The organism is Candidatus Dormiibacter sp. (assembly GCF_050999135.1).
Lineage (GTDB): Bacteria > Chloroflexota > Dormibacteria > Dormibacterales > Dormibacteraceae > Dormiibacter > Dormiibacter spiritus.
Map to the genome: position 1 here is coordinate 24833 of NZ_JBPCPN010000025.1, position 13462 is coordinate 38294.

The following is a 13462-nucleotide window of genomic DNA, read 5'->3' on the forward strand; positions in this document are numbered from 1 at the left end:
TCTTAGACGGCAGTCGGCTCGGGAAACTTGCGCCGCCGCTCGGGCAGGATGCCCTTCGGCCGGAACCAGAGGAACCCGATGATCATAAGCCCGATCGCCACCCATTGGATCGCGGGCACCAATCCCGGCCTGCCGAAGTTGGGCATGAAGCGGGTGACCTCCTCGAAGCCGAGCGGGACAAGCAGCGCACCCAGGGCGGCGCCCCAGTTGTTTCCGCGTCCGCCGACGATGACTGCCGCAAAGATGATGATTGTCTCGGGGTAATACCAGCCGGCGGGGGCCCACAGTCCGATGAACCCGACCAAAATCGCCCCGCTCAGCCCCGCCACGACTCCGCCGACGACGAACATGGTCAGCTTCAGAACCACCAGGTTCTTGCCCAGTGCGGCCGCCGCCTGCTCGTTGTCACGCATCGCGCGCAGGCTCCGCCCGTACGGTGAGTTCACGATTCGCTGGGAGACGACCAGGATCAGGAAAACGCAGACGGCAGAGATCCCCACGTAGATCCATTGGTAGCTTTCGTTGCCGGTGTCGAGAACCCCGTTGAGAGGGGCCGGCACCAGCGAGAGTCCGGCGGCGCCGTTCAGGATTGGGCGCTGGTTAGTGATGAGCGTATTTGCGATGACCGAGATGACCAGCAAGGCGATCGCCTGATAGTCGCCGCGCAGCTTGCGGAGCACGACGATCCCAACCGGGAGGGCGAGCAAGCCTCCGGCGACAGCGCCGCCGATCCAGGGAATAGGAAACGGAAGGTCAAGTCCCAGGATGTACTTCTGAAAGCCGCCGTTGGCTGTGTCCGGCGGCATCGAGAGAACCGACGCAGCGTAGGCGCCCGCAGCCTGGAAGATGATGAATCCGAAATTCGCCAGCCCAGAGACGCCGAACTGAAGGCTTAGGGCTATACAGGCGATGATGTCCACGCCCGCGTAGACCAGGATGGTGGTGATGTAGTAAGTCATCCTGCTGAAGCCGCCGCGCCGAACTTGGCCAGCAGGCCCTGGGGCCGGAGCACCATGACCGTGACCAGGATCACAAATGCGATCACCGCCTTGTACTCGGGTGAGAGCACGGCGGCGCTCATCTCGGTTACGAGGCCGATGACAATGGCCCCAATCATTGCTCCGTACGGCTGGCCGGCGCCGCCCAGCACCGCCGCGGCGAGAATCGTGATCAGAAAGCCGGATCCGTTCGCAACCGCGAAAGACTCTGAGTTCATCGCCGCGATCGTCCCGGCCAGCCCGCACATGAGACCGGTCATGATCCAAACGACATCGATCACTCGATTGGTCGGAATACCGCAGTTGCGGGCGAGGGTCGGATTGGCTGCCGTCGCCCGCATCGCCTTGCCGAGTCGGGTGTACGTCAGTAGGCCGTGAATAACGACCATCAGAACGAGTGCGATGACGATGATCACCACCTGCTCTGTGGTCAGGATCATGCCGGCTAGGCGGAAGGTCGCGCCCGCCGATTGAACGTAGGACACGTTATCAGCGCCCACCAGGGCGAGGAGGAGGTTGGAGGTCATGATGCCGGCAGCCAAGGAGATAATGACAAGGCCGATGTGTGAGGTTCCCTTTCGCTGAAACGGCCCGTAGAGGAATCGATTCAGCAAGAAGGACAGGAGAGCACCCCAGGCCGCACCAGCGAGGAGCGCGATCCAGATGCTCACGCCGTGTTGATTCAGAGCGTAGGAAACAAACGCGCTCGTGATCATCACGTCGCCGTAGGCGAGATTGATGAGGTTGGTGATTCCGAACTGCATCGTGAAGCCAACTGCGCCGATCGCCAACACGGCGGCCGTCACCAGACCGAAACCAAAGGCGGCTGTGAAAAGGCTCACCCTTGAAGGTTCTCTAAAAGCGCTACTGTGCCGACGTGATCAGGTGGTCGATCTGGGCCTGGGATAGCTTCGCGATTACCTGCTCGTCACCCTTTTCGTCGTACTTGGCGATAACGTAGCCGGTCTGGGAATTCTGATACTGGTCGAACTTGGTGGCGCCACCGGCGCCTATGAAGTGAACCGTCTTGCCGGCTTTGATCGCATCGAGACCCGCCTTGTACGTGTTGACCTCGGTCGCACCCGAGACTCCGTTGCCGACCTTGATGATCGCGGGGTTGAACGTAGCTCGGTCGCTGCTCTTGGCGGTCTCCATCGCCAGAGCGGTCATTACCACGCCGTCGTAAAGGTGGATCGTTGAGGCGCGCTTGGTGTACTTGGGCGCATCGGCGAAGTCACTCGCCGAGGCGAGCAAGTTGGTCCTGAACGCCTCATAGCCAGGACCCTGAAAGTCGGTCGGGGTGTCGTTGGCCAGGTAGTACTGCAGGACGTCCGGTACTCCGATCGCGGCTGAGACCGCCTTGAACCAAACCGGGTCGATGGTGGCGGAGGAGCCGATCACCGGAATCATCATTCCGTGCAGCTGCTTCAGCTCCGCAAGATAGGTTGCATCGGTGGAACCAAGGGCCTCCGTCAGAATCACGTCGGGCTTCGCGTCGATCAGCTTCTGGACCTCAGTCCGGTAGGACGGTTGACCTAGCGCCAGGGCTTGGTTGATGGCCACGACGCCGCCATTCCTCTCGATCGCCTTCTTGGCCGGCTCGACGAAGGCCTGGGAGCCGATGTCGTTGCCGAAGACGAGCGCGATTCGCTTGAACTTGCTGTGGTAGAGGGCGATTCCGACCATCGCATACGCGTCGTACTCGTCCGGCGGAACCAACCGATGAAAGTACTTGAAGGTGCTCTTGTTGAACTCCGACTGCCCGGTCTGGCAAAAGGACGGAATTTTGGCCTGCTCGAGTATCGGCACTACGCTTGCAGCCTCGTCCGAGGTGCAGCCGATCACCATCATCAAGTTCGAATTGCTGGCGATCATTTGATGGGTGGCGGGAACAGCGTCGGCCGGGTCGCCACGGGTGTCGAACTGCTTGCACTGGAGCTGGTGGCCCTGGACGCCGCCGGCGGCGTTGATCGCGCGCACCGCGGGTAAGCAGGCTGCGAAGTAGGCAGGGCCAAGCGCCGCATCCTGTCCAGTGAAGGGCGCGAGGATGCCAACCACGAGGGGACCGCCTCCGGAGTTGCTGCTGCTGCCGGTTGAGTTGCCGCTACCGCAGGCCGCGCTCAGCAGGGCGAGCCCAGCCGCCACCACCGCGCCAAGCCGGAAGCCGATCGGCCGAGAATCTGCAATCTGTCTCACGTTCAACCTCCCAGCGGAATGTCGACAATCTTATACACACTTTGGGCCGCTGTGTCAGCTAATGTCGTGAACGATGTCTGCAGCCCGCCAATCCACTTCGGTACAGGCGGCCGAACCGAGTCTCGACAGCGGCGTGGCGGCTTACCGGCGCCTGCGCGAGGCGATCGTTGGTGGCGCGTTCCACCCCAACCAGCGGCTGGTCGAGGCGGACCTCACCCGCCTACTCAGCGCCGGCCGCACCACGGTCCGGGCGGCACTGGTGCGGCTGGATCAGGAGGGGCTGGTCGTGCGAGATCCAAACCGGGGAGCACGGGTCAGGCTGGTCACGGACCAAGAGGCACTGGAGATTGAGCAGGTGCGGGCTGCTCTAGAGCGGTTGGTTGTCAGGCATGCTGCCGAGAGGGCCACCGACCGCGACCTGTGTGAACTGAGGGACATCCTAAGTGAGATGGCCCGGCGGGTGGAGGAAGGCGATCCGCTCGGCTACTCAGAGATGAACGGGCGTTTCCATCAGCGGATTTGGGCGATCGGCGACCAGGGCGTGGCGAGCCGGCTGCTCGCCAACCTCAAGTCTCAGAGCATCCGCTTCCAGTACCGCACGATCCTCGAGCCGGGCCGACCCCCCCGCTCCCTGGGCGAGCACGAGCGGATCGTCGAGGCCCTCGCGACCCGTGATCCGGACGCGGCCGAAGTAGCTATGCGCGAGCACCTCAACCGCGTCGTTGAGACGCTGAAAAAGGCGATTTCGCGTAAGCACGGAGGCTCTCTGCCTTAGCAAGCTAAGGCCGGCCCAGGCGCGACCGGCCGGACTTATGACACGGGTAGGCGCGGCTCCGGTTCGTCCATCCAAGCACGGGAGGTGCGGCCGGTCATGGTCTGGCGATCGCAAAGGACTTGGCGCTGCTTGAGCATGGACCACGGTCGCGCTCGCTCTCCCCGTCAACCGATGCGGCTACAGGGCCGGAGGTCTCGTTGGCCACTCTGCGGTCGATCTGTGATACCAGTCGGCCGAGCCCGCATCAACAAGCCCACGACACACCTGCCACAGCTCAAACGACGACGATCGTTCGGTCGGCGTATGCGGACCCGCCGGTGGGACAATGGAAGTGCCGTGGTTCGGCTGCTCAACCGACCGCGAGGCACTCAACTCCTCTATTGACTCGGGGAATTGGCAGTCGAGGACGCTAGCCGCCTGGTCAAGCAGGTGCCCCACCTCTGCCGCCACTACGAGTGTGCGACCGACGGCTACTTCTCTGCCTGTGTGAGGACAGGGCAACTGGAGTTCATGGGGAGCCTTGTTGGGGGGCAGGTTGAACTCGTCGGCGCCTTTGCGACGATGGCCCGTGGTTTGATCTACCCCCCTGGCCCCGGGCGCCTTGCTCGACAACGTCCGGAGCCCTTTCCGCAGTCAACATGCCGAAGCCGTTCTGACTTCACCTGCGATATGCGTTTAGGATCCCTGGAGTATCTCCACCTCGTAGTCGACCTGCAGCGATCGATTCGCGGCCTCGTCGACCAGTGCGACGTGGAACTTGCGGCCGAAGTCGAGGTCACCGAGGAGTGGCACGGTTCCGCAGAACAGCAGCGCCACCGGCCCGAGTTTCGCCCGAGGCACCACGTCGACAAGGTCTGTCGGCGGCAGCATGGTCACAAGGCTCGAGTTCTGATACGGCCGGCCATCCGAGCTTGCGGTGAGCCGGAGAGAGTCCCATCGCTCGATCACATCCCCCAGTTTCCAAACATCGAGCGCCAGGACCTTCGGGCACACCTGCTTGGACAGCTCAATGGACGTACGCTCGAGCACTCGGTCGGTGTGGTCACTTCCCACCCCCACATAGCGAGGCTCGCCGTCGAGCAGCACGATCACCGGCTCCGCCTCGCCGCTCGTCTCGGCGCCGTAGACATTGATGGTGCCAGGATCTATTTCAAGCAGTCGGGGCAGGACCGGGAATGCGAACGGAACCCGGGCGGGTGGCGGCACGCCGGCGGCGGCCAGCTCGTCGACGTGGCGCTGGACGGCCGCGGCGCCTCGTCCGGTGTATGCAGCAGCAAACACCCGCGGCGAATCAAGCTCTAAGGCCCGGCCGCTGCAGTTGAGTGTGACCCTCACACGATCAGGTTAGGGCTGCACGACTTACGGAACCTGACCCTAAAACCAGCGCCAAGTAGCGGATCCCCGACTACCTGAGCCGCGATGGCCGATGGTGCCCTTAGACCAGGGCGAGGGCGATCGGTTCCGTAAGGTGGCGGTAAAACTCAAAGCTGCGGTGACGCGTGATCCAGGAGGAATCGTCCGAATGTCTTCCGAGCCACTATCAATTCCGCTGGTTAATCAGGAAACGGCTTCTCACGAGGCCGGAGTCACAGAGCGGGAGCTGGTGATCGAAGGGATTCGCTGGGCGATCGTCGAGTATCGAGCTGGGGCGACTCGTTCGGGCTGGTGCTCCACACCGCACAGCGGGTTCGTCGTCAGTGGTTCCATCCGGTATGACTTCGAGGACGGCCGGGAGCCGCTGATCGCTGGCGCCGGCCATGCATTTCTGCTCTCGGCGCAGCCCGGCCACCGCGGATCAAACGCGACCTCCGGGACAACGCAGCTCTTCCTGATCGACGCCCTCCCCGGGACCTAACTAGGAACAATTCGACTTGTTCCCTAGCCGGGTCGCGTAGATCGAGACACAGGTCGACCTTGACGTTGGGCGGTGTCCGACGAATTCAGCGCAGGTTCCCACGAGTTCTAATCGCCGCCGAGGCTCGTCTCCACCACGAGGTCCCTGATCAGACGCTTGTGGGGCAGCGGTTTCACTCTCACCTCGCCCACCGCTGGGACTGTGCAGACGTAGGCCGCCTTTCCATTCGCCATCGCGCTGCACTCCTTGCAGGCGTTGGCCACCCTGCAGGAGAAGCGGCAGGCCAGAGTCGGGTCCCTCTGCTCGCGCACCCAGTTCAGTGCGTCGAGCACTGTCATGCCCTCATACTCCGGCACCTCCCAGGAGTCGTCGTGCGGCGCATCCTCACTCAGGGGATCAAACCGCTGGACGGTCAGCCTCACGCCGGCACCCCTACCGCGTCGCGCACTACCGGGCGCCAACCGTGGGTCAACGAACCATCGCGAAGCGCAACGACACTATTCATCTCGAACTCCGCCAGCGTCCTAGCCATGTCCTCTCGCTGGTGGGCGCCGCGGCTCTCCCTTCGCTCGCTGGCGGCTAGGACGATGGAACGTGCGGCGAGGAGCAGGTTGCGCATCTCCAGCGCCTCGTACCACTCCATGTTGTAGCGCCGGGCGGCGCCCACGCGGGTGGCGGGCAGCTGCTCGTATTCCAGGCAGTCGAGCGCCGTCGATGCCGTGGCCAGACCCGCGGCCGTGCGGAAAGGACCAACGTTCTCCCACATGACAGCCTGCAATTCCCGACGCAGGACCGGCATACCAAGCCTGCTCGAAGGGTTGCGTCCGAGCTCGGCCTCGACTCGCGCCACCGCACGGTCTCTGCCCTCGCGGGCAGCTGGATCGGGACCGGGTGAGCCCGCGTCAGCAGCGTACGCGGCGGCGGACCGGCCTGCTCGATGGCCGAAGACGAAGGCTTCGGTAATGGCATTGCCGGACAGCCGGTTGGCGCCATGAGCGCCACCCACGGCCTCGCCTGCCGCATACAGCCCTGGCACCGATGTCGCCATGGAATCGTCGACGAGAACGCCACCGAGCGTGTAGTGCGCCATGGGTGCCACCTCCACCGCCCGTTCGCGAAGGTCGACCCCCTGCTCGAGAAGCTTCGCCACCGCGTGCGGGAACAGTGACCTGATCTTCTCGAAGGGCACCCCCCGGAAGTCCAACCAGACACCGCCATTCGGCGTGCCGCGTCCCGCCGCAACCTCAGTCAGGATCGCGTACGTCAGCACGTCTCGCGGCGTGGAGTAGCGGCCTTCGTCGGCCATCTCCGAGTAGCGCTGCACGAACTCGTCGCCCGATCCGTTCAGCAACCGGCCGCCTAGCTGGTAACGGAAGGGATCCCACATGATCGGGTCCAGCCCGACCAGCCGGGGGGCGAGATTGCCGATAGGAAAGTACTGGACCATCTCAGCATCGAGCAGAGACGCGCCTGCCCGCAGCGCCAACGCATGGGCGTCGCCCGTCATGTTCACCGAGGCCGAGTTGCGCGCGAAGAGCTCGGTCAGCCCACCACAGGCCAGGACGACCGCGCCGGCCCAGACGACGACAAGTTCTCCCGCCTGCACATCGAGCGCGACCACCCCCGCGCAGTGTCCGTCGCCGGCCAGCAGCAAGTCGATGACGAACAGGCCCGACCGAGTCCTGACCTGGCGCCGACGAAGCTCTTTCCGGAGACCGTTCGAGACCCCGATGCCGGTCCCCAGCGACCCGACGTAGCAGCAGCGGCGCCGCGAATGGCCAGGGGCGTCCACCTGGCGGAGCCGATCGCCGTCGGCCGCCCAGCGAACCCCCATCCGGCGTGTCTCCAGGATCCGATCCGGGCCCTCGGAGCAGAGAAGACGGGCCAGCGACTCGTCGTTCAGCCCCTTCCCGCTCCTCATCGTGTCCTCGTGATGCAGCCGCCAGTCGTCGGCGTCCGCATGGCCGATCGCCGCCGCGACGGTCATCTGCGCCATCACCGTCGCGCCTCCCCGGCCAACCAGGCTCTTGTCGAGCAGGAGCACGTCGGCACCATGCCGAGAAGCTTCGATCGCGGCGTACATCCCGGCCGCGCCGCCGCCGACCACGACGATGGCGGCGCGCAGCTCGGCGACGCTCACCGGCGGTTGGGCCCGGTCCGCACCCCAGCGGAGCGAAGCGCCTCCCGGACCGAGCGGGCCACCTCCCCGGCGCCGGGGGAGTCGCCGTGGATGCAGACGGAGTCGAACTCGCCAGTCCGGGCGAACCGGATGGCCTGCTCGGCCGCGCCTGCCGGATCGAGAACCGAACCAGCCTGGGTGCGCGGCGCCAGTTTGCCGTCCGGAAGGTATGCGCGGTCGGCGAAGCCCTCCCGGATCGCAGGCACGCCTGCCCGGCCGGCGGCAGCCACAAGCTGGAACCCCGGCTGGCCCATCACCGCGATGCTCAGCTCGCCGGCAAGCCGGGCGATCGCGTCAGCCACCTCGGGATCCGCCTGGGCACGGTGGTAGAGCGCCCCGTGGGGCTTGATGTAGCCGAGCTCCGCCACAGCGGCGAGCCCCAGGACCTGGAAGCGCACCAGCGTGTCGATCTCGGCCACGGACATCGGAACCTCGGCGCGGCCAAAGTTCTGGCGGTCGTCATAGCCGGGGTGAGCGCCCACCTCGACGCCTAGCTCTCGGCAGCGCCGAACGGTGCCGAGGCTGACCAGGGCTGAGCCGGCATGCACCGCGCACGCCACGTTGGCGCTGTCGATGTAGGGTAGGATCCCAGCGTCGTCCCCGACGCCCTCGCCAAGATCAGAGTTGAGGTTGATCATGATTCCAGCTTGGCAGTTGCCCACCGCGGCCGCCGAGGCCAAGCCGGCCATGCCTGCGGGCACCCGCAGTTCAGCATAGTGGGCCCGCTGCCCGGCACGCGCCGACGCCGAGGCGGATTTCCCGGCAGAGGGACAAGGCAATTGCTGCCGCTCTTGGCAGCGGTCGTGCTGACCATGGCCTGTGGTGGTGGCGGGAACGGCGGCAGCTTACAGGCGTCCGGCGCCAACCTGGGTGACATCAAAATCGGTGTGCTCGAGCCGTTGACGGGTCCGAGCGCCAGCCAGGGCCAGGACGTGCTGCACGGCGTCGAGCTGGCAAGGGACGTGCTCAACGGCAAGTATCCCGAGGTTGGCATCCCCAAGTTGACGGTCGGCAAGATCAGCCTGGTTCCCAGCGACACACAGAGCAACCCGCAGATCGCGGCGAGTGAGGTCGACCGTCTGGGGCGCACCGAGAAGGTCGCGGCGATCGTCGGCACCTATCAATCCGCTACCACTCTCACGGCCAGCGAGCGGTCCGAGCGCCTCGGCATCCCCACCGTCTGCGGCTCCTCCTCCTCCACGGCCCTGACCGAACGCGGCCTCAAGTGGTTCTTCCGGGTTGGGCCGAGCGACAAGACTTTCGCCCAGACCTATTTCGACTGGCTCAAATCCATCCGATCGCAGCACCCGGTGAAGAAGGCCGTGATCCTCCACACCAACGATCAGTTCGGCAACGACGGCGCCAAGATCATCACCGAGGTCGCAGGCCAGAACGGCACCACGATCGCTGACGACATCTCATTCCAGGGCAACTCCACGGATCTCACGTCGCAGGTTCAGAAGATCCGCAGTGACAACCCCGACGCCGTCTTCACCCTTGCCTTCACCAACGACGCCATCCTGTTCGTCAAGACCGCCGCGCAGCTCGGCTACACACCGCCGGCCATCCTCGCCTTCGGCGCGGGTTGGATCGACCCCACGTTCATCAAGGCACTCGGGCCGCTGGCCAACTACTCGATCACGCGCGCCTCCTGGGCCGCCCAGTACGGCGACAAGAACCCGGCCGCCAAGGCGGCCGCGGATCTCTTTCAGAAGAACTACAACCAGCCCATGACAGAGAACTCGGCCAGGGAATTCACATCCATGATCACGGCCGGCGAGGCGATCCAGCAGGCCGGCTCAACCGATCCCGAAAAGGTACGCACGGCGTTGAGGAACTACAAGCAGACCAAGACGATCATGCCCTGGAAGGGCATCAAGTTCGATGCGAACGGCCAGAACGAGCAGTCGGCCGGCGTGATCGAGCAGATGGTCAACGGCCGCTACGAGCTGGTCTGGCCCGCCGATGCGGCGACCACCAAGCTTGTCTGGCCGGCGCCGCCCCTTTCCAGCCGATGAGGGCTTGACCGAACTCTCGCAGGCCTCGGTCAGCGGCCTGCTGTTGGGCGCCATCTATGCCCTGGTGGCGGTGGGCTTGACACTGATCTTCGGCGTCATGGACATCGTCAACTTCGCCCACGGCGACTTTCTGATGGCCGCCATGTATATCACCTTCTTCGTTTGGCTCTACGGCGGGCTGGATCCGCTGGTATCGATACCGCTGGCGGCTCTGGCCATGGCCGGCTTCGGCATCCTCGTCTACACCGTCCTGATCAGGCGCGTCCTGAAAGGACCGATGCTCTCACAGATAATCGTGACCTTCGGCCTTCTGGTGTTCATGCGCGGAGTGGCCCAGTTCGCCTTCACCGCCAATACGCGCGGCATTCCCGATCCGCTGGTGGGCCCGGTTCGTCTGGTCATCGGCGGCGTGGTGGCGGGGGGAGCGCAGCTGACGGCTGCGCTGGGCGCGATTGTCTGCACTCTGCTCGTCTATCTGCTTCTCTCCCGAACCGAGCTCGGCTCCGCCATCAACGCAGTCGCCCAGGACGCCGACGCGGCTCGCCTGATGGGGATCGATCCCAGTCGCATCCACCTGCTCACCTGGGCTGTCGCCGGCGCCAGCGTGGGGGTGGCGGGAGCCCTGTTGATGAACTTCTTCCCGGTCACTCCCGAGATCGGGGCAGGATTCGGCCTCATCGCCTTCGTGGTGGTTTCCATGGGCGGCTTCGGCTCATTGCAGGGAGCTTTGATCGCGGGCCTGGCGATGGGGGTAATCCAAGACGTGGTAGGTCTCTTTCAGCCCGCCTATGGTTTCGCCGCCATCTTCGCGCTCTACCTGGTGATCGTCATGGTTCGCCCCCAGGGTCTGTTTGGCGCGCGCTGACCTCCGGCGTTTTGCCCCCGCGGCCGCAGTGGGGCTGCTGCTCTTCGTGTACCCGTTTGTGGTGAAGGACGCCTTCTGGCAGAACGTGGCGGTGCTCGCCCTTGTCAGCGCCTCAGCGGCGGCCGCCTGGAATCTGCTCGGCGGCATAGCCGGCCAGGTCTCGTTCGGGCACTCGATTTTTTACGGGACAGGCGCCTACACCACTGGCTATCTGCTCGTGCGTTACGGCCTCTCGCCCTGGGTCGGGATGGCGGCGGGCTGTCTGGTCGCTGTCGCGCTGGGAATCATGATCGGGTTCCCGGTCTTCCGTCTGCGGAGCCATTACTTCTCCATCGCCACGATCGCAATGCAGCAGGTCATCTTCATCATCGTGGTGAACAACAAGGCGCTTGGCGCCGCAACCGGCATCGAGCTACCGATTCGTGAGGCTTCGTTGGCGAACCTCCAGTTCTCCACCCGAGATCTGCTGCCCTATCACCTGATCGCTCTCGCGCTCCTGGGCGTCTCCAGCCTGGCGATCTGGCTGTTCATGCAGGGCAAGGCGGGGGCCTACGTCAAAGCGATCCGCGACGATGAGGATGTGGCGCGAGCGATGGGCGTTCCCGTCCGCCGTTACAAGCTCTACGCGCTCGCGCTTTCGGCTGCGATCACTTCGTTGGCCGGCAGCTATTACGGGATGTACTCGCTGTTCATCGACCCCAACGTAGTGCTTTCGCTGAACCTGTCGATCGCCATCGTCCTGGTCGGCGTGCTGGGCGGCGCCGGCAGCCTCTGGGGTCCGCTGGTCGGGGCCTGGGTGCTCCAGGTAATCCAGGAGGAGACCCGCGTGCGCCTCTCCGGGGCGGGGAACGCGCTCGACCTGGTCATCTACGGGCTGCTGGTCATGCTGATCGCCGTCGTGGAACCGGCGGGCCTGGTCGGCATCGGCAGGCGACTCGGGGGGCGCCTACCGATGCGCCGACGACCAGTGCGGCGATGAGCCTGCTCGAGCTAGGTGGACTGACGCGACGATTTGGCGGCCTGGTCGCCGTGAACGACGTCGACCTTGTGGTCGGGGAGGGTGACGTCGTGGGCCTGATCGGACCCAACGGGGCCGGCAAGACGACCCTTTTCGCGCTGATAGCGGGCTCCCTGTCGCCTTCCAGCGGGAGCCTCGCCTTCCAGGGCGCCCAGGTCGGCGGCTGGTCGGCGGACCGGGCGGCGCGGGCGGGGATCGGCAGGACGTTCCAGATCATGCGAATTTTCAAGTCGATGACGGTGCTGGAGAACGTGATGGTCGGCTCTTACCTGCGTGAGACCCGGCCGGCGCGGGCGCGGGCGATGGCCGAGCAGGTGCTGGAGACGGTAGGTCTGGGGGAACTGGCCGGGCAGGCGGCCGTCAACCTTACGGTGGCTTCCAAAAAGCGCCTCGAGCTCGCCCGGGCGTTGGCGACTCAGCCGCGGCTGCTGCTGCTGGACGAGGTGATGTCGGGACTCACGCCGGTGGAGACGTCCGAGGCTGTGGAGCTGGTGCGCAAGCTGAACCAGAGCGGCCTCGCGGTCTTGCTGGTGGAGCATGTGATGGAGGTCGTGATGCCGCTCTCCAAGCGCGTAGTCGTGCTCGACCACGGCGTGAAGATCGCCGAGGGGACTCCCGCCGAGGTGGCCCGCGATAGCGCGGTCATCGAGGCCTACCTGGGAGATCAGCATGCCGCTGCTGGAGGTTAGAAACCTCTCCGTCGCCTACGACGGGGCGCCGGCTCTGAGCGGAGTGTCGTTAGAGGTGCAGGAGGGTGAGATCGTCTCGCTGGTCGGTGCGAACGGAGCTGGCAAGACGACCCTTCTGGCCGCCATAGCGGGTCTGAAGCCGGCCTCGGCGGGAAGTGTGCTCTTCGCAGGCCGGGATGTCATGGGTCTGCCGGCGCACCGGCTGGTCCAACTCGGTATTGGGCTGGTGCCGGAGGGCAGGCGGCTGTTTCCTCGCCAGGCGGTCTGGCGCAACCTCATGCTGGGCGCCTACCGGCAGCGGGACCGAGCATGGCGCCAGTTGCAGATCGACAACGTGTTTCAGATGTTCCCGGTCCTGAGAGAGCGTCGGGATCAGGCTGCCGGAACCCTCTCAGGGGGTGAGCAGCAGATGCTCGCCATCGGCCGGGCCCTGATGTCGAAGCCACGCCTTCTGCTGCTCGACGAGCCGTCGCTGGGAATCGCCCCCCTGCTGGTGGACAGGATCTTCAACTCTCTGCGCGAGATCAATCAGCGCGGGCTGACCCTGCTGCTGGTCGAGCAGCGTCTCAAGCAGGCGCTGGCGCTGGCGGCCCGTGCGTATGTGCTTCAGACCGGGCGCATCGTCCTCTCCGGCCCGAGCGCGGAGATGGCCGAATCCGAAGAGGTCAGACGCGCTTATCTGGGTCTCTGAGAGGGCCCCGGTCGCTCGTTTCGCCACCATGACCTGATCTCGCCCCATGTCGCGAGCGTTGGCCTTAGTGCATCGTAACGGCGAAAAATTGACGGTGAGGCGAGTAACTGGAATGAATCAGTTGAACCAAGTAGGCTGATTCACGCCGTGGCCACCAAACCGCATTTGTGAGCCCATC

The 13462-nt window shown here is 65.0% G+C and carries 14 protein-coding genes; 7 read left to right on the forward strand and 7 right to left on the reverse strand.

Going from position 1 to position 13462, the window contains the following annotated elements; genetic code table 11:
- Positions 1–2: 2 nt before the first annotated feature.
- The 3 genes from ACR2MZ_RS06090 to ACR2MZ_RS06100 are packed head-to-tail and all read right to left on the reverse strand — an operon-like array spanning position 3 to position 3194.
- Positions 3–959, reverse strand: coding sequence for a branched-chain amino acid ABC transporter permease (locus ACR2MZ_RS06090; RefSeq protein ID WP_434004177.1), 957 nt, complete (start codon positions 957–959; stop codon positions 3–5).
- Positions 956–1840: a branched-chain amino acid ABC transporter permease gene (locus tag ACR2MZ_RS06095; RefSeq protein WP_434004178.1), complete on the reverse strand. Its 885-nt coding sequence runs from the start codon at positions 1838–1840 to the stop codon at positions 956–958. Before ACR2MZ_RS06095 ends, ACR2MZ_RS06090 begins: the two co-directional genes overlap by 4 nt.
- Positions 1841–1862: 22 nt before the next feature.
- Entirely contained in the window at positions 1863–3194 is a 1332-nt protein-coding gene (locus tag ACR2MZ_RS06100; RefSeq protein ID WP_434004179.1) for an ABC transporter substrate-binding protein, read from the reverse strand.
- Positions 3195–3267: 73 nt separating this feature from the next.
- On the opposite strand from ACR2MZ_RS06100, the gene ACR2MZ_RS06105 reads away from it, so the two are divergent.
- Positions 3268–3969, forward strand: a complete 702-nt coding sequence (locus ACR2MZ_RS06105; protein ID WP_434004180.1) for a GntR family transcriptional regulator — start codon at positions 3268–3270, stop codon at positions 3967–3969.
- Between the two features lie 675 nt (positions 3970–4644).
- On the opposite strand, the gene ACR2MZ_RS06110 is transcribed toward ACR2MZ_RS06105, so the two are convergent.
- Positions 4645–5304 carry a DUF2848 family protein gene (locus tag ACR2MZ_RS06110; RefSeq protein WP_434004181.1) on the reverse strand — a complete coding sequence of 220 codons (660 nt, stop codon included), beginning with the start codon at positions 5302–5304 and terminating at the stop codon, positions 4645–4647.
- Between the two features lie 268 nt (positions 5305–5572).
- Here ACR2MZ_RS06110 and ACR2MZ_RS06115 point away from each other — a divergent pair, with 268 nt between their 5' ends.
- Entirely contained in the window at positions 5573–5824 is a 252-nt protein-coding gene (locus tag ACR2MZ_RS06115) for a cupin domain-containing protein (protein WP_434004182.1), read from the forward strand.
- Positions 5825–5931: 107 nt separating this feature from the next.
- Here ACR2MZ_RS06115 and ACR2MZ_RS06120 read toward each other — a convergent pair whose 3' ends face one another.
- Genes ACR2MZ_RS06120 through ACR2MZ_RS06130 form a run of 3 tightly spaced genes read right to left on the reverse strand, consistent with a single transcriptional unit; the run spans position 5932 to position 8704 of the window.
- A complete protein-coding gene (locus tag ACR2MZ_RS06120; RefSeq protein WP_434004183.1) occupies positions 5932–6246 on the reverse strand; it encodes a 2Fe-2S iron-sulfur cluster-binding protein in 315 nt (104 codons plus the stop codon).
- Positions 6243–7964: an FAD-dependent oxidoreductase gene (locus ACR2MZ_RS06125; protein ID WP_434004184.1), complete on the reverse strand. Its 1722-nt coding sequence runs from the start codon at positions 7962–7964 to the stop codon at positions 6243–6245. Before ACR2MZ_RS06125 ends, ACR2MZ_RS06120 begins: the two co-directional genes overlap by 4 nt.
- On the reverse strand, positions 7961–8704 hold the full coding sequence (locus tag ACR2MZ_RS06130; protein WP_434004185.1) for a 5-oxoprolinase subunit PxpA: 744 nt from the start codon (positions 8702–8704) through the stop codon (positions 7961–7963). The genes ACR2MZ_RS06125 and ACR2MZ_RS06130 overlap by 4 nt, the downstream gene beginning before the upstream one ends.
- 78 nt (positions 8705–8782) lie before the next feature.
- Here ACR2MZ_RS06130 and ACR2MZ_RS06135 point away from each other — a divergent pair, with 78 nt between their 5' ends.
- The 5 genes from ACR2MZ_RS06135 to ACR2MZ_RS06155 are packed head-to-tail and all read left to right on the forward strand — an operon-like array spanning position 8783 to position 13284.
- On the forward strand, positions 8783–10021 hold the full coding sequence (locus ACR2MZ_RS06135; RefSeq protein WP_434004186.1) for an ABC transporter substrate-binding protein: 1239 nt from the start codon (positions 8783–8785) through the stop codon (positions 10019–10021).
- A 4-nt stretch (positions 10022–10025) separates the two neighbouring features.
- A complete protein-coding gene (locus tag ACR2MZ_RS06140; RefSeq protein ID WP_434004187.1) occupies positions 10026–10886 on the forward strand; it encodes a branched-chain amino acid ABC transporter permease in 861 nt (286 codons plus the stop codon).
- Positions 10873–11865, forward strand: coding sequence for a branched-chain amino acid ABC transporter permease (locus ACR2MZ_RS06145; protein ID WP_434004188.1), 993 nt, complete (start codon positions 10873–10875; stop codon positions 11863–11865). The genes ACR2MZ_RS06140 and ACR2MZ_RS06145 overlap by 14 nt, the downstream gene beginning before the upstream one ends.
- Entirely contained in the window at positions 11862–12593 is a 732-nt protein-coding gene (locus ACR2MZ_RS06150) for an ABC transporter ATP-binding protein (protein ID WP_434004189.1), read from the forward strand. The genes ACR2MZ_RS06145 and ACR2MZ_RS06150 overlap by 4 nt, the downstream gene beginning before the upstream one ends.
- Complete coding sequence (locus ACR2MZ_RS06155) at positions 12580–13284, forward strand: ABC transporter ATP-binding protein (protein WP_434004238.1); 705 nt, start codon at positions 12580–12582, stop codon at positions 13282–13284. The genes ACR2MZ_RS06150 and ACR2MZ_RS06155 overlap by 14 nt, the downstream gene beginning before the upstream one ends.
- Positions 13285–13462: the final 178 nt, after the last annotated feature.

Bases quoted from the DNA above. Each gene is read 5' to 3' on its own strand.
- ACR2MZ_RS06090 (WP_434004177.1), bottom strand. From the start codon at position 959: ATGACTTACTACATCACCACCATCCTGGTCTACGCGGGCGTGGACATC.
- ACR2MZ_RS06105 (WP_434004180.1), top strand. From the start codon at position 3,268: ATGTCTGCAGCCCGCCAATCCACTTCGGTACAGGCGGCCGAACCGAGT.
- ACR2MZ_RS06150 (WP_434004189.1), top strand. From the start codon at position 11,862: ATGAGCCTGCTCGAGCTAGGTGGACTGACGCGACGATTTGGCGGCCTG.